Annotated in this window: 19 protein-coding genes; 17 read left to right on the top strand and 2 right to left on the bottom strand. The window is 51.4% G+C overall.

The window, feature by feature from the left end; translation table 11 throughout:
* Positions 1-3 precede the first annotated feature (3 nt).
* The 6 genes from MUU47_RS19465 to MUU47_RS19440 all read left to right on the top strand — a co-directional run bounded on the left by MUU47_RS19465 (position 4) and on the right by MUU47_RS19440 (position 6,567).
* Positions 4-228, top strand: a complete 225-nt coding sequence (locus MUU47_RS19465; RefSeq protein ID WP_258989802.1) for a TraR/DksA C4-type zinc finger protein — start codon at positions 4-6, stop codon at positions 226-228.
* Positions 225-500, top strand: a complete 276-nt coding sequence (locus MUU47_RS19460) for a DUF5405 family protein (RefSeq protein ID WP_258966330.1) — start codon at positions 225-227, stop codon at positions 498-500. Before MUU47_RS19465 ends, MUU47_RS19460 begins: the two co-directional genes overlap by 4 nt.
* The gene (locus tag MUU47_RS19455) at positions 490-2,778 is read left to right on the top strand and encodes a replication endonuclease (protein ID WP_374684768.1); all 2,289 of its coding nucleotides are present in this window, start codon (positions 490-492) and stop codon (positions 2,776-2,778) included. Before MUU47_RS19460 ends, MUU47_RS19455 begins: the two co-directional genes overlap by 11 nt.
* A 99-nt stretch (positions 2,779-2,877) precedes the next feature.
* Positions 2,878-4,101, top strand: coding sequence for an ABC-three component system protein (locus MUU47_RS19450; RefSeq protein WP_258989801.1), 1,224 nt, complete (start codon positions 2,878-2,880; stop codon positions 4,099-4,101).
* Entirely contained in the window at positions 4,088-4,600 is a 513-nt protein-coding gene (locus tag MUU47_RS19445; RefSeq protein WP_258989800.1) for an ABC-three component system middle component 4, read from the top strand. Before MUU47_RS19450 ends, MUU47_RS19445 begins: the two co-directional genes overlap by 14 nt.
* Positions 4,597-6,567: an AAA family ATPase gene (locus tag MUU47_RS19440; protein WP_258989799.1), complete on the top strand. Its 1,971-nt coding sequence runs from the start codon at positions 4,597-4,599 to the stop codon at positions 6,565-6,567. The genes MUU47_RS19445 and MUU47_RS19440 overlap by 4 nt, the downstream gene beginning before the upstream one ends.
* Before the next feature lie 320 nt (positions 6,568-6,887).
* Here MUU47_RS19440 and MUU47_RS19435 read toward each other — a convergent pair whose 3' ends face one another.
* Together MUU47_RS19435 and MUU47_RS19430 are read right to left on the bottom strand one after the other, a co-directional pair.
* The gene (locus MUU47_RS19435) at positions 6,888-7,928 is read right to left on the bottom strand and encodes a phage portal protein (protein WP_258989798.1); all 1,041 of its coding nucleotides are present in this window, start codon (positions 7,926-7,928) and stop codon (positions 6,888-6,890) included.
* On the bottom strand, positions 7,928-9,697 hold the full coding sequence (locus tag MUU47_RS19430) for a terminase ATPase subunit family protein (RefSeq protein WP_258989797.1): 1,770 nt from the start codon (positions 9,695-9,697) through the stop codon (positions 7,928-7,930). The genes MUU47_RS19435 and MUU47_RS19430 overlap by 1 nt, the downstream gene beginning before the upstream one ends.
* A gap of 166 nt (positions 9,698-9,863) precedes the next feature.
* Between MUU47_RS19430 and MUU47_RS19425 the strand changes: the two genes are divergently transcribed.
* The 11 genes from MUU47_RS19425 (at position 9,864) to MUU47_RS19375 (ending at position 15,635) form a co-directional block, all read left to right on the top strand.
* The gene (locus MUU47_RS19425; RefSeq protein WP_258989796.1) at positions 9,864-10,730 is read left to right on the top strand and encodes a GPO family capsid scaffolding protein; all 867 of its coding nucleotides are present in this window, start codon (positions 9,864-9,866) and stop codon (positions 10,728-10,730) included.
* A gap of 29 nt (positions 10,731-10,759) precedes the next feature.
* The gene (locus MUU47_RS19420) at positions 10,760-11,941 is read left to right on the top strand and encodes a phage major capsid protein, P2 family (protein WP_258989795.1); all 1,182 of its coding nucleotides are present in this window, start codon (positions 10,760-10,762) and stop codon (positions 11,939-11,941) included.
* 3 nt (positions 11,942-11,944) lie between these two features.
* On the top strand, positions 11,945-12,700 hold the full coding sequence (locus tag MUU47_RS19415; protein WP_258989794.1) for a phage terminase small subunit: 756 nt from the start codon (positions 11,945-11,947) through the stop codon (positions 12,698-12,700).
* Positions 12,701-12,796: 96 nt separating this feature from the next.
* Entirely contained in the window at positions 12,797-13,297 is a 501-nt protein-coding gene (locus MUU47_RS19410; protein ID WP_159757868.1) for a head completion/stabilization protein, read from the top strand.
* On the top strand, positions 13,297-13,500 hold the full coding sequence (locus tag MUU47_RS19405; RefSeq protein WP_258989793.1) for a tail protein X: 204 nt from the start codon (positions 13,297-13,299) through the stop codon (positions 13,498-13,500). The genes MUU47_RS19410 and MUU47_RS19405 overlap by 1 nt, the downstream gene beginning before the upstream one ends.
* A complete protein-coding gene (locus MUU47_RS19400) occupies positions 13,491-13,712 on the top strand; it encodes a hypothetical protein (protein ID WP_032634204.1) in 222 nt (73 codons plus the stop codon). Before MUU47_RS19405 ends, MUU47_RS19400 begins: the two co-directional genes overlap by 10 nt.
* Positions 13,696-14,205 (top strand): lysozyme, encoded by a 510-nt coding sequence (locus MUU47_RS19395; RefSeq protein ID WP_258989792.1) that lies wholly within the window; start codon positions 13,696-13,698, stop codon positions 14,203-14,205. The genes MUU47_RS19400 and MUU47_RS19395 overlap by 17 nt, the downstream gene beginning before the upstream one ends.
* On the top strand, positions 14,202-14,615 hold the full coding sequence (gene lysB / locus MUU47_RS19390; RefSeq protein WP_258989791.1) for an Rz-like lysis system protein LysB: 414 nt from the start codon (positions 14,202-14,204) through the stop codon (positions 14,613-14,615). Before MUU47_RS19395 ends, lysB begins: the two co-directional genes overlap by 4 nt.
* Entirely contained in the window at positions 14,503-14,760 is a 258-nt protein-coding gene (lysC, locus tag MUU47_RS19385) for an Rz1-like lysis system protein LysC (RefSeq protein ID WP_258990566.1), read from the top strand. The genes lysB and lysC overlap by 113 nt, the downstream gene beginning before the upstream one ends.
* Entirely contained in the window at positions 14,723-15,190 is a 468-nt protein-coding gene (locus MUU47_RS19380; protein WP_258989790.1) for a phage tail protein, read from the top strand. Before lysC ends, MUU47_RS19380 begins: the two co-directional genes overlap by 38 nt.
* Positions 15,183-15,635 (top strand): phage virion morphogenesis protein, encoded by a 453-nt coding sequence (locus MUU47_RS19375; RefSeq protein WP_258989789.1) that lies wholly within the window; start codon positions 15,183-15,185, stop codon positions 15,633-15,635. The genes MUU47_RS19380 and MUU47_RS19375 overlap by 8 nt, the downstream gene beginning before the upstream one ends.
* The last annotated feature ends 72 nt before the right edge of the window (positions 15,636-15,707 follow it).

The raw sequence follows: 15,707 nt of genomic DNA, 5'->3' as shown, positions 1-15,707 counted from the left end.
ACAATGCCAGATTATATGGATCACGTTCAGGAGCTACAGGCCGAATCACTGGCCCGTCATGTCGATGCCGCACGACTGAAATCGGGTGGCGCTGCTGTTTTGGTTTGCGTTGATTGTGACCGGCTAATTCCGGCTGAACGTCGCGCCGCCCATCCAACAGCTTTACGTTGTGTTCATTGTCAGTCGCTGCTGGAAGCCAACGCCAGACACTACCGGGGGCAGGCATGAGCATTCGCATCGAAATTGGCGACCGCTATGTCGTCACCAGTGATCAGTTTCAGTTTATTTTGCATGAGAAGAAAACAGCCAAAACCGGGAAAAATGCCGGTAATGAATGGCTGGATGTTGTCGGCTATTACACTAAGTTGGATCAGCTCGTTAAGACTCTGATGTTGCATGATGCATTAACGGGCGAAGCCCGCGCTTTCGCTGAGCTAGCAGCGCAGATTGAGCGAGTCGGTCAGGCGTGTGCGGAGGCGTTTGGCGTTAATGACCGCTGAAAGAATGGGGCGCATTGCCCCTACACCTCCACCGCCATTTTCCAAAAGCACCGACAAGCCATTTGTCGGTGCTTACCCGTTCAACGCGCCCCGCGAGGCCATCGGGCGCGAGAGACCTCTTACACGTGACGAACTGCGTCAGGTGCAAGGCGTTTTATCAAAGATTGACTACCTGCCATATTTCCTGAGTTCGCTATTTACCTCGCGCTACGAATATATCCGCCGGAACAAAAGCCCGATGCATGGGCTGTATTTTCTCAAGTCGACATTCCTGCGTCGTTTATGGCCGCGCATCGAGCGAGTCAATCAGCGTAACGAAATGAATGCTGATGCTTCTCTGCTGTTCCTGACCGAGCGCGAGAACTACGCCCGACTGCCGGGAATGAATGACAAAGAGCTGAAGAAATTCGCGGCCCGCATCGCCACGCAGCTTTTCATCATGTATGAGGAATTAAGCGATGCCTGGGCGGAAGCGCACGACGGCAAAGAATCGCTGTTTACTGATGAGGCGCAGGCTCACCTTTATGGTCATGTCGCTGGCGCGGCGCGTGCATTCAATATCACGCCACTTTTCTGGAAGAAATACCGCAAAGGTCAGATGACAATCCGCCAGGCATTTTCCGCCGTGGCGCGTCTCATCAATGACGAGTGGTGGATTAACCAGTTTAAGGCGCAGCGTATGCGCTGGCATGAATCGCTGTTAATTGCCGCCGGTGAAGTGAATAAAGACCGCTCACCGTATGCCAGCAAAAGCGCCATCCGTGACGTACATTCTCGCCGTCTGGCTAACCTCGAATACCTGAAATCCTGCGAGCTCGAAAATAAAGTCACCGGTGAGCGTATCGATCTCATTAGTAAGGTGATGGGGAGTATTTCTAACCCTGAGATCCGCCGTATGGAGCTGATGAATACCATCGCCGGTATCGAGCGTTATGCCGCCAAAGAGGGTGATGTCGGGATGTTTATCACGCTGACCGCACCGTCGAAATATCACCCGACTCGTCAGGTCGGCAAAGGGCAAAGTAAAACCGTTCAGCTTAATCATGGCTGGAATGATGAGGCGTACACCCCGAAAGATACGCAGCGCTATCTGTGCCACATCTGGAGCCTGATGCGAACGGCGTTTAAGGATAACGATTTACAGGTTTACGGAATGCGCGTGGTTGAGCCGCATCATGACGGCACGCCACACTGGCACATGATGCTGTTTTGCAAACCCGGCCAGCGCAAAGAAATTACAGACATCATGCGCCGCTATGCCCTGAAAGAGGATGGTAACGAGCGGGGCGCTGCGAAACAGCGGTTTCAGGCAAAGCATCTCAATCAGGGGGGCGCGGCAGGTTATATCGCAAAATACATCGCGAAAAATATCGACGGTTACGCCCTTGATGGCCAGCTCGATCATGACACCGGCAAACCACTACAGGATACCGCTGCCGCTGTAACGGCGTGGGCGTCGACGTGGCGCATACCTCAATTTAAACCGATTGGCTTGCCTACAATGGGCGCTTATCGCGAGCTGCGCAAACTGCCTCGTGGCGTCAGTATCGCTTCGGAATTTGACGAGCGCGTCGAAGCGGCTCGAGCTGCGGCCGATGAAGGAGAGTTTGATTTATACATCGCTGCGCAGGGTGGGGCGAATGTGCCACGCGACAGCCAGACCGTCAGGGTGGCCCGCAACGTGACTGATGAGGTCAACGACTACGAAGAAGACATCGAGCGCATCGTCGGGATTTATGCCCCGCATATAGGCGCTAATCACATTCACGTTACCCGGTCAGCAGACTGGCGCATTGTTCCAAAGCTTTTGGCCGTTGAGCCTTTGACTTTAAAAAGCGGTATCACCGCGCCTCGGAGTCCTGTCAATAACTGTGGAAAGATGAAAGTCGAGGATGATCCAGTTATGGCCCCTACACCATCTGAGCATGCCGCAGCGGTGTTAAATCTGATTGATAAAGGGATTGTGGGTTGGACAGAGCCTGATGTTATGGAGGCAGTTAGAGATATATTGCGGCATGAATTGAAAAGTGGCCATCGTTCGCAACAGAACTTCAACCCTTCCATAGGACGAAGCTACTTTCCAGCCCCATCTGCACGCCTGGCACCGCACGAGAGAATGTTGATCCCGAAAATTAAAACTAGGCTGCTACAAAGTGACATAAGAGCTACTTACTGGGAGTTGGAAGCTCTTGCTCGCGGGGCCGTTTTAGAATTTGGTCGTGAGCGCTATAAATTTGATACAGGTATCGACATTTTTGATAGAACGCATGAATGGTAGTTGAAAAAACGTTCGAACAGGGTAAAAATATGGCATTGTTTAGGAAGTGTTTGTTTATATAGATTTTTGTTTGAATTTTACACACAGGCAGGAAAGCATATGAGCATGGTTGAATGGATAAGCCGCGAGAATAAAGATAGCCTAATTTTATTCGTGCATGGATTAAACGGTGGTTTAGATACATGGAATTTCGATAAAGAAATTACATTCCCAAAGCTATTATCAGTAGATGAAGATATAAGCAATGGGTTCGATGTGGCATGTTTTAATTATTTCACTAAATTTACGCAAACATACGCTAAGTCGAAAGGGATTTTGGCTCGTATTTTTTCTGATAAAAAGAAGGTTGAGAAAAATTTACCAACTGACGAAATAGCTGAGTTGCTTTATACCGAAGTCAGGGTTAATCTGTCGGAGTACTCCCGAATAATAATAATCGCGCATAGTATGGGCGGTTTAATATCAAAAAACTTTATACTTAAAAAAATTGAGCATGAGGAACAATCAAACATAATTGGATTCATTTCGTTGGCGGTTCCTCATTCTGGGGCAAAGTTAGCGAGTATATCTTCAATGGTGTCTTCGAATGCTCAGTTAGTCGATCTTGCATTGTTGAGTGAAGCAACCGACACCTTGAATAGACGCTGGTTAAACTGTACTAAGCGGCTGCCTATTACCAGATACGTTTATGGATCACATGACGCGATTGTTGATAAAAAAAGCGCTTTACCTATGGATAGCGAACGAAAGAACTCTATTGCAGTTAATGAGGGGCATAGTTCAATTTGCAAGCCTGAAAATAACACAACCACAGTGTATGTTGCGGTAAAGCAGTTTATCCAGCAAATTAATTTAGAAGCACCAAAGAAAATATGTATTGAGCGTCTTGCGGATGAGCAGCAATACGATAACGAATATTTTGTTTTGAAAATGATTGTCGCAGACATACACCAAGATATCACAATGCATGCAAAGGAGTATTATTATAATGCCGAGTTGATGCGGAATATTTTCACAAGTGATTATGACAGAGTATTACTCGGGCATTTATATTCAAAAATTAGAGAGATTTACCAAGAAGAGTATGAACAACATATAGCCAATTCGATTGCGCCAGATAAATTCATATCTGCGGTTCATGCTCGGATTTCCCGAGAGGATAAATCATCGCTAGATTCACTTATAAAGAGTCTGGAAACGGTACACAAAAAAGGAATGTTGCATCAATTAGCAAACAAAAATGACCGGGATATTGTTTGGTCTTCCGGGACTAGCATAGAGACTCTAGAGCAATTACGGCGAGGTGGTTATGAGGGAAAATAATTTACCATATATCCCTCTAGATGAAGAATATAGTTTGAATATAGCTATGCTCGCTATCACTGTTTCAATATTAGCGCATAGTAAAAAAGGGGGGTTATCTCTAGATATCAACAAATTACAGATTTTTTTGTATTTGATAAGAAACCCATCAAAAATTGATTCTGCACTTGCAGTTTCGGGTAAAAAACCTGCATGTGTTGAGCCACAATTAACTTATACAATAAAAAGTTTTTCATCAAATGTAGATATTTTATTTGATAATTCTAAAGTCAAATATCTAATAAAGATAATGTCGATGCGAGGTTTGCTCTCGGCTGAGAAAAAAAACGATGAAAGCGTTAAGCTATTCTTATCTGAAAAAGGTAAGGTGTTTGCTGATTCATTCACCGATGGGTATTTTAAAGAAATAAGCCGATTAGCAAAAGCATTGTTGCCTTTGCAGGCATTATCTACGTCTAAATTAAACTCCGTAATAAATCAAGTTTTTAAGGGGAAATGATGAAGTCATATCTCAACATAAATGGTTTGATTCTTGTTGGTAAAAGAAAAAATTATGTAATTCCTTTTTATCAAGGCCTTAATGTCATCTACGGCGATTCTGATACAGGGAAGTCAAGCATACTGGAATTTATTAATTATCTTTTAGGCGCTAGTTCTATAGATTTAGCGGATGAGATCAAAGCATCAGTAAATCATGCTGCCCTTGAAATAGTGATTAATGATACGGTATTCACAATAGTAAGAGATATTTATGATTATAAAAAATCAATAGAAGTTTATCGCTGTGGATTTGATGATATTAAGAAACACTTCCCGAAAAAATACGCACCGAATTATACTGTTATATCTAACGTTGATGGTGTGTTCTCGGAGTTTTTACTTGACAGCCTTAACTTCCCGAAAATTGAAATCAAAGTATCGCCGTCTAAACAAAACTCACAGATGCGCAGGTTAAGCTTTAGAAATATATATAAATTTGTTTATGTAAATCAGGATGATATTGGTAGTAAATCGTTCCTTCAATTAACAGATATGTCTCGCTATGTATTTACGAAAGAAGTTTTTAAATACATGTTTAATGTGTTAGATGAAAGCATTGCAAGACTCCAAGGTGAGATATCAGTAAAAAGCAGTTTAGTAAATGAATTAAATAAAAAATACCAGATAATATCTGAATTTCTTCGCGATACTGATTATGAAACTATTGACTCGATTGATGATGAAATTAACAAAATAGATCTCATTCTAGAGGAACTTGTTGCTGGTTTAGCTGAGCTCGATAAGAATATGAAAGCTAGCTCTACACAGTACACAGAACTGAAGGATGCACATAATTTTCTTTCATTAAAGTATAAAGAGTGCTTATTAAATATTGGTGCGCTTGAAGATAAGATAGAAAAATATTCTCGATTAAAAAATGATTATGATAATGATATTGAAAAACTCAAAGCAATAAGATCAGCAAACTCTCGCATTGGTATTTTGGATGCAGAAGTATTTTCATGCCCTATATGCGATAGTCATATTAAAATTAATGATTCTGATTTTCCATTTGAAATATCGTCAGAGAAAGCTCTCAATGAAGAGCTAGGTTCGCTTAATCGACGCCGAAGAAATATTAATGATATGATCACTGAAATGTTATCAGATCTAAATAATACATCTATTGATAAAGATGAGTTGGATGAGCAACTTAATGAATTAAGAGAGTTAATTGACGAAGAAAGCCAAGCGATGATTACTCCATTCCTGACCCAGAGAGATTCTTTTATTAAGGAAGTATCAAAGAAAGAGAAGGCTAGGGAGCAGTTAATAAAAGATTTGAAGGTAAGGAACCAGCAAGAAGAGCTTCTTGAAAAGCATCAAGTTTTGCTAAAGGACATTCAAGCTTTAACTGAACGCCTTGATGCATTAAAGAAAAATGCACCTAGCATGGAAGGGATTTTACAGGCTTTAGGCGACAGATTTAACCAGTACTTGAAAGGCATTAATATAAAAAACAGAACTGGGATAAAAATGTCTGAAAGTCAATTTATTCCTGTTATAAGAGGTAAGGAGTATTTCAAGATCACATCAGGAGGTTTAAGGACTATCTCGTCAATTGGTTACCTTCTATCTATTCTTGATTACGCAATAGATTACAACATCAACCACCCATTACTTTTGATATTTGATACGGTTGGTAAATATTTAGGAAAACAAACCAAGGAAAAGTATGCGCGGGAAACTCTCTCAGTCGAGGATGAACTTGAGGGTATGTCGGATCCTATGAAGTATCAGAATATTTATGAACAGTTACTAAATACTGTTCAAAAAGCAGAGAGAAAAAATGTTCCTTGTCAAATTATTTTAGTTGATAATGATTTGCCTAATTCATTCTCTACCAGTGACCTCTCGAATATTGTTGCTCATTATAGCTCCGTTGGTGAGGATGGTTTACCTTTAGGTTTAATTGATGACCTTTGACACTCTGCATGCATTTTTTTGAATTAGATTGCATGAGAATAAAGAATTTAGTCAGTGTAGGGGCGGTCTTATGCGAAGTTGCTTTCGATAAAAATGCAACTGCATTAAAACCGACCCCTAAAGCGGGCAGGCGTGGCGGGGAAAGCATTGCGCGCCAGGCGTGGTGCTGATAATTATTTTCTCGCGTCTGAGCGCGTCGCTGTGAGTCCGTAACCTGTGCGGATGAGCCGTAAAGTGTCGCGGTGTATTATCGGCGTGTGGCGCTGCTGTGGGCGTCTGATGCGGGGCAGTAAAAAGCCGCCTTTCGGCGGCTGCGATCGTTACTCGTCCTCGGGTTCAAGCGAGTATTTTTTAAAGCGGATAACCTCTTCGCCTGCCCATTCGTTCAGCTCCATGAAGCGTGATTGTAGCGGGCTGAGTTCGTTACGCACAAAGACCTTCGCGACCTTCTCAACGTCGCCGAGTGAGCCGACATTCTCGGGCTTGCCTCCCATGAGCTGGAACGGGATGCGGTGTGCATCGAGCATATCGGCGGCGCTGACTTTCTTGATGTTAAAGAAATCATCCTTTGTGGCGACTTCGCTCAGCGGCACGATTTTAATCCCGTCGGCTTTGCCGTTCGGCGCGTAGAAAAACAGATTCTTAAAATTCCCCAATCCTTTCGAGTCACGCATCGCTTTGCGCAGCGCTTCGACGTCGGTGCTGCTTTGGGCGGCGTCGGTCACATACATGATGTACCCGGCATGCGCCCCGTTCTGGTAATACTTACGGCGAAACAGAGTCGCGGATTCATTCAGCCAGGCGGAATTGAGTGCGCTCAGGTATTCCGGCAGGCCATAGAGTTCCTGATTGATGTCCGGCTCCAGCAGGTGAAACACCGAGCCGGGGGCGAACTGATGCGCCTGCGTGAAAGACTGAATATACCAGTAAGCATCATCCTCAACGCCGCGCCGGGTGTATTTGGCCGGTGAGGTCTCAAATTTGACGGCCTTGCCGCTCAGGCTCCGGCGCATTTCAAGAAAGGCGTTACCGAAGACCAGAAAATCGAGCACGAAGCGGCTGAAGTCCTGCCGGGATAATTTCGGGTGCGGAATGTAGGTCGAGACCAGAATATTACGCTTCACGTAAATCGGTGAGCTGTGGTGCACGGCGGCTCGCATACTTTTCGCCAGCCCCGAGAAACTCACCGGCGGCTCGTACCACTGGCCGTTATCGACGCATTCCACGTAATCGAGAATATCGCGGCGGTCGAGCACCGCCGTCGGCTCGCCAAAGGTGAATGCTTCCATGCTCTGAGCGGGCGCGGCGGTGTGCTGGCGTGGCTTTGTGGTGTATTGGTTTTTCTTGCTGCGTTTGCTCATTAATAAAATTCCATAATCGAGGATGAAGGCTGGCCGCTGGCGGCGGTCAGTGGCTCGTTAATTAAGACGTGCATGGTCGCCCAGGCCAGATCGGCATGACTGGCTTCCTCGGTGCGGCTGGCCTCATAGGTTGCGCTGCGCCCGCTGCTGGTCATGGTTTTGCGGATGGACATAAACGACTGCGTGAGGTCGGTTGCACCGACGTCGTACTCGAGGCAGCCGCGCGTGATGGTGTCTTTGGCTTTCAGCACCATCGCGGTCTTCATTTCCGGGGTGTAGCGAATTTCACGAGCGGCCGGGTAGAACGAGCGCACGAGCTGGAAGACGCCCTGACCGAGCCCGGTCGCATCGATACCGATGTACTCGACGTTATATTTGAGCGTCAGCTCGCGGATGGATTCGGCCTGCTGCGCGAAGTCCATGCCTTTCCACTGATGACGCTCAAGGATGCGGAATTTGCCCCCGGCGACCACCGGCGGCGCGATAACCACACATCCGGCACTGTCGCCGCGTAGTGACGGGTCATACCCGACCCAGACCGGACGGTGACCGAATGGCCGGTCGGCGAACGGCGCGACGTCTTCCCATTTCTCCAGACTGTCGACCATGCAGCGCTGTAATTCCTCGAACGGGAATACCGACGCTTTGTCGTCGACGAACTCGCACATAAACAGATTGCGGAAGTCATCGACGCTGTTTTCCCGGCGCAGGGTGTCGATATTAAACAGGGTACAGCCTTTGGCGAGCGCGTCCTCAAGCGTGACAATCTGCCGCCACTGGCCGTCCGGGCAGGCGACGCCCTTCGCCAGTGCGGCGTGCGTGATATCGATGTCGACGCGCTCGCTGGCGTTGGACCGGCCACGGTTGAATTGTTCCCCTGACCAGAACGGATAAGCCCCGTGCGCCAGTGAGGAAGGCGTCGAAAAATACGTTGTACGCAGGTGCTCCTGCGAAGACATCCCCGATGAGACTTTTTTCAGTTGCTGGAAATTGGGGATCCAGAAAATTTCATCGACGTACAAATCTCCGTTATGGCTTTGCGCAGTGTTGGAATTGGTACCGAGAAAAATCAGCTTCGCGCCATTGTTGCCGATGACAATCGGGTCGCCGGTGAGCTCGACCTCGGCCAGCTTCGCAAACTGGATGATGTACTCGCGGAATACGTAAGCCTGCGTTTTACTGGCCGACAGGAAAATCTGGTTATTGCCGGTCTTCAGCGCCCGCATCAGCGCTTCACGTGCAAAATAAAACGTCGCCCCAATCTGGCGGGATTTGAGGATATGACGGATACGGTGCGCCAGCCCGGCGCGGTACCAGTCGAGCTGATAGTCGAATGACTGGTCGAGGAAAATGTCCTCGAGCTTTTCGATAGCCTCATCGCTGAAAAAATTCTTTTTCGGCTTCTTCTTCTCGCCCTTGTTTCGGTTGGCGACGTTGGGATTTAAATCCGCCTCGTTACCGGTCTGGCCGTAGCGGTTCACCCGCGCCAGACGCTCCATTTGTCGCGCCAGAAAGTCGGCGACCTTGAAATCGTGTGCCGTCAGGTCGGGCTTTGCATACAGCTGGATAAGTCGTGCTTCGAGCGTGGTTTCGACGCGCGTCAGGGGGGCGGTCGCTTCCCACTGGTCGCGCTGTTTCCAGCTCTGCACCGTGGGGCGTTTGGTCTGCAACATCTCCGAGATTTGCGGCACGGAAAAGCCCTGCCAGAACAGCAGCGCCGCCTGTCGTCGTGGGTCACTCAGGAGTGTGGTCTCAGTGGTGATGGTCATGTTTGCCTCGCCGTGGTTGATACAGGGCAAGGCTAAAGAAACAGGGGCGGTGAATCGCTAAAGCCCTGTTGTGTCAGGGGTACGCCACCCGCAATCGGTAGCCGCTGCGGGGGTGAGTCGGGAAACTAAGCCTGACCCGAAAACCCAACCTCAGGACACCTGACTCATGGCAAAAAAAGCCTCCAAAATCTCGAAATGGTTTCGCATCGGCGTCGAGGGTGACACCTGCGACGGTCGCGTCATCAGCGCCTCAGACATTCAGGAAATGGCCGACACCTTTGACCCGCGCGTCTACGGTTGCCGCATTAATCTCGAACATATCCGCAGCATCAATCCCGACGGTCAGTACGGACGCTATGGCGACGTTGCCGAGGTGAAAGCCGAAGTCATCAATGATGACTCAGCGCTGAAAGGCAAGCTGGCGCTGTTTGGCAGAATCACCCCGCTCGATAACCTCATCGACATGGTGGCGAAAGGCCAGAAGGTTTACACCTCGATGGAAATTCGCCCGAACTTCGCCAACTCCGGCAAGTGCTATCTCACCGGGCTGGCCGTGACCGATGACCCGGCGAGCCTCGGCACCGAGTACCTCGAATTTTGCAGTCGCGCCACGTCGAACCCGCTGAACGGCAAGAAAGAGCAGCCGGGCGACCTGTTTTCGGTAGCGACCCTCGCCGAGCTGGAGTTTGAAGACCAGCCCGAAACCCTGCTCAACAAGCTGACCGACACCGTCAAAACCATTTTCAGCCGCAAGCAACAGAGCGATGACGCCCGTTTCGCCGACGTGCATGAAGCGGTGACCTCCATCGCCGAGCGTGTGCAGACCGGCGATGACGCGACCGAAGCCCGATTTGCTGCGCTGGAAACCGAACTCGCGACCCTGAAGCAGGACGTCGCCGCGCAGGGGAATGACACGGCGCAGCAGTTCAGCACCATTAAAACCACCCTCGACAAAACCGAAAGCATTAAACAGCCGCGTCGCCTGCTGAGCACCGGCGGGGATGCGGCGGATGTGACGCTGACCGACTGCTGATTTACCCATTTCAAACAGGATAAAAATCAATGCGTAAAGAGACCCGTTTTAAATTCAACAAATATCTGAGCCGCCTCGCCGAGCTGAACGGCGTGGAGGTGCCGGACCTCGATAAAAAATTCAACGTCGAGCCGTCCGTCACGCAAAAGCTCTTCGACAAAATCCAGCAGTCGTCCTCGTTCCTGCAACTCATCAACATGGTGACCGTGGGTGAGCTGACCGAGGAAAAAGTCGGTATCGATGTCACCGGCACCATCGCCAGCACCACCGACACCGACGGCGGTATCGAGCGCAAAACGGCGGATTTCTCGAAGCTGGACGCGTTCCGCTACTTCTGCAAACCGGTCAACTTCGATTACAACCTGAAGTACAACAAGCTCGACCTGTGGGCGCGATTTGAAGATTTTCAGATCCGTATTCGCAACGCCATCATCAAGCGTCAGGCGCTGGATTACATCACTATCGGGTTTAACGGCACGAGCCGCGCCCCCACCTCCGACCGCACGAAAAACCCGTTGCTTCAGGACGTGGCGGTCGGCTGGCTGCAAAAGTACCGCAACGATGCGCCAGAGCGCGTGATGTCGCACGTCGTCGATGATGACGGCACCGTCATTTCCGACACGATTAAAGTCGGTAAAGGCGGGCATTACGCCAACCTCGACGCGCTGGTGATGGATGCGCACGAATCCCTGATTGAAGAGATCCACCGCGAAAACCCGGAAATGGTGGTCATCTGCGGTCGTCGCATCCTGACCGACAAATATTTCCCGATGATTAACAAATTCCAGGCCAACAGCGAACAGCTCGCCGCAGAGCTGATTGTCAGCCAGAAAACCATCGGCCAGCTTCAGGCGGTGCGTGCGCCGTTCTTCCCGGCGAACAGCGTGTTCATCACCACGCTGGATAACATTTCCATCTACCTGTACGAAGACGGCCACCGTCGCCACATCGTCGAAAACCCGAAACTCGACCAGGTGGAAAACTACGAGCAGGTAAAAGTCGATTTCGTTATCGAGGATTACGCGGCCGGTTGCCTGATTGAAAACATCGAAATCCTCGAGCAGGACGAAGAAGCCACCCCGGAAGCGGCGAGCGCGAAAGTGTTTGCGGCCGAAATGGTGAAAGCCATGCAGGCGCTGACCGCCGGGGTCGTCACTCAACACGCAGACGCCCCAAAGGCTGACGCGCATACCGACGGCGGGGAGGCGTAACCGATGGCGAGCCCCGCACGGCGTCACGCGATGCGGGTCTCGGCCGAACAGGCATCGCAGCGGGAACAGCACCCGCTGCGCCATGCCACGGCTTATGAGCAAATGCTCGTGAAGCTGGCCGCAGACCGCAGGACGCTTTCACAAATCCATTCCCGGGAACGCAAAGCAGACAAAAAGCGCGAGCTGCTGCCGTTTTATCTGCCGTGGGTGACCGGCGTACTCGAGACCGGCACCGGGGCGCAGGATGACATCCTGATGACCGTGCTGCTGTGGCGTCTCGATGCCGGGGATATTCCCGGCGCGATTGAGATTGCCCGCTACGCGCTGCGTTTTGGCCTGTCGATGCCAGACGGTCACGCGCGCACCGCGCCGTACATGCTGGCCGAAGAGGTGGCGCTGGCCGCACTTCGCGCCCGCGCTGCCAGTCAGCCGGTGGACGTGCAGCCGCTTCTGACCGTTATCGAGATGACCCGCACCGCCGATATGCCTGACGAGGTTCGCGCCCGCCTGCATAAGGTCGCCGGTCTTGTCCTGCGCGATACCGGTCTGCTGACTGAGGCGATGACGCACCTGCAACGGGCCATTCAGTTGGATGACAGTTGCGGCGTGAAAAAAGACATCGAGCGCCTCGGCCGGGAGCTGAAGCCTGTCGCCCCGGTGAAGAAAACCCCGCCGAAGCCTGCGAAAAAGGCCACCAAGAAAACAACCGATTCACCGGCGAAACGGGGGCGTGGTCGCCCGAGGAAAGTCGCCGGTTAACAGAATGCGCCCCGCGCCGGGCGGCACGCTGGCCGAGGCAGGTGTTTCACCTGAACAGAGGCCAGCGTCCACCGCCCACCTATTTCAGAGGTAGTCATGACGACGCTTGTAGTCAGTAACCCGGCACGACCGCGCGAGCCGCTGGTGATCCCCCCGGTGCCGGACGATGAACCGGTGATAAAAAACACCGGCTTTTTCCCGGACGTTGACCCGAAGCGTGTGCGGGAAGAAATGCGCCTCGAGCAGACGGTTTCTCCTGTACGCCTGCGCCGGGCAATTAAGGCCGGGATGGCCGAAACCAACGCCGAGCTGCGCGACTGGCGCGACCTTCAGCTCGGGGCCGGTCACGCAACCCTCGCTGAGGTGCCGACCGATGAGCTCGACGGAGAGAGCGTGCGCGTTTTCCACTATTTCAACGCCGTGTGTGCCATGACCACCGCCACGCTCTATGAGCGTTATCGCGGGGTGGATGCGAGCGCCAAAGGTGACAAAAAGGCCGACAGCATCGACAGCACCATCGATGAGCTGTGGCGGGATATGCGCTGGTCAGTGGCCCGTATCCAGGACAAAGCCCGCTGCATCGTGGGGCAAATCTGATGAACGTCATCGCGCAACAGGGCGACACCCTCGACGCCTTGTGTCATCGCCATTACGGCCGCACTGAGGGGGTTGTCGAGGCGGTGCTCGCCGCTAATCCGGGTCTGGCTGAGCTGGGGGCCATCCTGCCGCACGGCACGTCCGCCAGTCTGCCGGTCGTCGACACAGCCGCCGTCACGGAGACCCTTAACCTGTGGGATTAACGATGGAAAAAATCACAACGTTTCTGACGTACTGGTTTTCCGTGGCGCTGGCCTATTTCGGCACGCAGACCCCGGAAAAACTCGCGCTGTATGTCGGCGGTGGGTGCGCCATTTTCACCGCGCTGGTGAATTTCTGGTACCGCCGCCAGACCTACCGCTATCTCGTTGCGGCCGGAATCGATAAGGGGGTAATTCGTGGCCTCAGTCGTTAAACGTTGCAGTGTGGCCGTCGTGCTGGCGCTGGCGGCACTGGTGCCTGATTTTCGTCTGCTGAATACCTCGCCGGAGGGTCTCGCCCTGATTGCAGACCTAGAGGGGTGCCGGTTGCGCCCCTACCAGTGCAGCGCGGGCGTGTGGACGTCAGGCATCGGCCACACTGCCGGGGTGGTACCCAAACGCAATATCACCGAACACGATGCCGCGGTGAATCTGGTCGCTGACGTGCTCAATACTGAGCGACGGCTGGCGGTGTGCGTGCCGGGGAAGATGCCGCAGCCGGTCTATGACTCGCTCGTCAGTTTCGCCTTTAACGTTGGCACCGGTGCGGCCTGTCGCTCGACGCTGGTCTCGTTTATTAAGCGTCAGCAGTGGGCGCAGGCGTGCGACCAGCTCACCCGCTGGGTGTACGTGAACGGCGTCAGGAATACCGGACTTGAAAACCGTCGCGCCCGGGAATGGTCGCACTGTATGCAGGGGGCAAAATGAAAACACTGATGATTTTACTGGTGATAGCCGGACTGGCGCTGGTCTGGCTGAAGCATGAAAACAGCAAGCTCAGCCGCACGTTTACCCGCGCGAATGACGTCGCCAGCGACCAGAAACGCACTATCACCATGCTGAAAAACCAGCTACTCACCGCGCAGCGCCTGAGTGCGGACAATGACCGGGCGCAGGTGCAACTGCGCCAGAAACTCGCCGCCGCCGGAACGCGGGCCGCGCGTCGGGAGCGAACCATCACGAGGCTACTCAATGAAAACGAGGATTTACGCCGCTGGTACAGCGCTGAGCTGCCTGCTGCTGTGCGCAGCCTGCACCGACGCGCCCCCTGCATCGCAGCCGGTCGTTGTGCTGAACGCCTGCCCGAGAGTCAGCCTGTGTCCGATGCCGGGCAGTGACCCGTTAACCAATGGCGACCTGAGCGCCGACATTCGCCAGCTCGAAACCGCGCTCGAAAGCTGTGCGCTTCAGGTCGAAACGATTAAAGCCTGTCAGGATAAAACTGATGTTCAAACCGAAGAGTCTGCGCAACGCCTTAACTGATGCCGTGCCGGTGCTGAAAGCGAACCCCGACATGATGCGCATTTTTATCGATAACGGAAAACTGGCCTCCACGCTTGCGACATCGCTGTCGTTTGAAAATCAGTACACGCTCAACGTGGTGGTTACCGATTTTCCGGGCGATATTGATTTGATCCTCGTGCCGATTCAGGCATGGCTCAGGGTCCAGCAGGCCGACATCATGACTACGGATGAGGGACGTAAACGGGGCTTCATCTACGAGGCAGACATTAACAACGACGACAGCATCGACCTCAGCATCAGTCTGCTACTGACCGAGCGCACCATCGTCAAAGAAGTCGGGGCCGAACTGCACATCGAGCACGCGCCCGAACCGCAGCCGCCAGAGCCAGTGACCCGCCCGATGAAGCTGTATGTTCACGGCGAGCTTGTGAGCGAATGGGATGAATGAATTTAAACCCTTTGATGACCGGCTGGCCGGGCTGATTGCGGCGCTGTCACCGGTGAGTCGTCGACGGATGGCCGCCGATATTGCGAAGACGTTACGCACCCGACAGCAGCGTCGTATCAAAACGCAGAAAGCCCCGGACGGCACGCCGTATGCCGCCAGAAAGCGCCAGCCGGTCAGGGCCAAAAAGGGCCGGGTAAAGCGCGAGATGTTCGCGAAACTTCGCACTAACCGCTTTATGAAGGCTAGCGGACGTGATGATGCTGCTGTCGTGGAGTTTGCAGGCAAGGTGCAACGTATGGTTAAGGTGCATCAGTTTGGGCTTAAAGACCGACCAAATCTACACAGTGAAGATGTGCAATACCCGGAGCGGCCTTTAATTGGATACAATCAAAAGATCAAAGTCTTGATTTCAGACTTAATTCTTGACCGCTATCAAGCATATTAATTTTATTGCTTGGGATGGTTGTAAAATTGTTTGTCCTCCTTTGTTGTTAAATTCTGATATTTTTATTTAGTA

The sequence above is a fragment of the Scandinavium hiltneri genome (genome assembly GCF_024764835.1).
Taxonomy (GTDB): Bacteria; Pseudomonadota; Gammaproteobacteria; order Enterobacterales; family Enterobacteriaceae; genus Scandinavium; species Scandinavium hiltneri.
This window is presented reverse-complemented; position numbering and strand designations above follow the sequence as displayed.

Excerpts from the sequence above, each read along its gene's own strand:
- MUU47_RS19465 (WP_258989802.1), top strand. The coding sequence starts at position 4 with ATGCCAGATTATATGGATCACGTTCAGGAGCTACAGGCCGAATCACTG.
- MUU47_RS19460 (WP_258966330.1), top strand. The coding sequence starts at position 225 with ATGAGCATTCGCATCGAAATTGGCGACCGCTATGTCGTCACCAGTGAT.
- MUU47_RS19455 (WP_374684768.1), top strand. The coding sequence starts at position 490 with ATGACCGCTGAAAGAATGGGGCGCATTGCCCCTACACCTCCACCGCCA.
- MUU47_RS19450 (WP_258989801.1), top strand. The coding sequence starts at position 2,878 with ATGAGCATGGTTGAATGGATAAGCCGCGAGAATAAAGATAGCCTAATT.
- MUU47_RS19445 (WP_258989800.1), top strand. The coding sequence starts at position 4,088 with ATGAGGGAAAATAATTTACCATATATCCCTCTAGATGAAGAATATAGT.
- MUU47_RS19440 (WP_258989799.1), top strand. The coding sequence starts at position 4,597 with ATGATGAAGTCATATCTCAACATAAATGGTTTGATTCTTGTTGGTAAA.
- MUU47_RS19435 (WP_258989798.1), bottom strand. The coding sequence starts at position 7,928 with ATGAGCAAACGCAGCAAGAAAAACCAATACACCACAAAGCCACGCCAG.
- MUU47_RS19430 (WP_258989797.1), bottom strand. The coding sequence starts at position 9,697 with ATGACCATCACCACTGAGACCACACTCCTGAGTGACCCACGACGACAG.
- MUU47_RS19425 (WP_258989796.1), top strand. The coding sequence starts at position 9,864 with ATGGCAAAAAAAGCCTCCAAAATCTCGAAATGGTTTCGCATCGGCGTC.
- MUU47_RS19420 (WP_258989795.1), top strand. The coding sequence starts at position 10,760 with ATGCGTAAAGAGACCCGTTTTAAATTCAACAAATATCTGAGCCGCCTC.
- MUU47_RS19415 (WP_258989794.1), top strand. The coding sequence starts at position 11,945 with ATGGCGAGCCCCGCACGGCGTCACGCGATGCGGGTCTCGGCCGAACAG.
- MUU47_RS19410 (WP_159757868.1), top strand. The coding sequence starts at position 12,797 with ATGACGACGCTTGTAGTCAGTAACCCGGCACGACCGCGCGAGCCGCTG.
- MUU47_RS19405 (WP_258989793.1), top strand. The coding sequence starts at position 13,297 with ATGAACGTCATCGCGCAACAGGGCGACACCCTCGACGCCTTGTGTCAT.
- lysB (WP_258989791.1), top strand. The coding sequence starts at position 14,202 with ATGAAAACACTGATGATTTTACTGGTGATAGCCGGACTGGCGCTGGTC.
- MUU47_RS19380 (WP_258989790.1), top strand. The coding sequence starts at position 14,723 with ATGTTCAAACCGAAGAGTCTGCGCAACGCCTTAACTGATGCCGTGCCG.
- MUU47_RS19375 (WP_258989789.1), top strand. The coding sequence starts at position 15,183 with ATGAATGAATTTAAACCCTTTGATGACCGGCTGGCCGGGCTGATTGCG.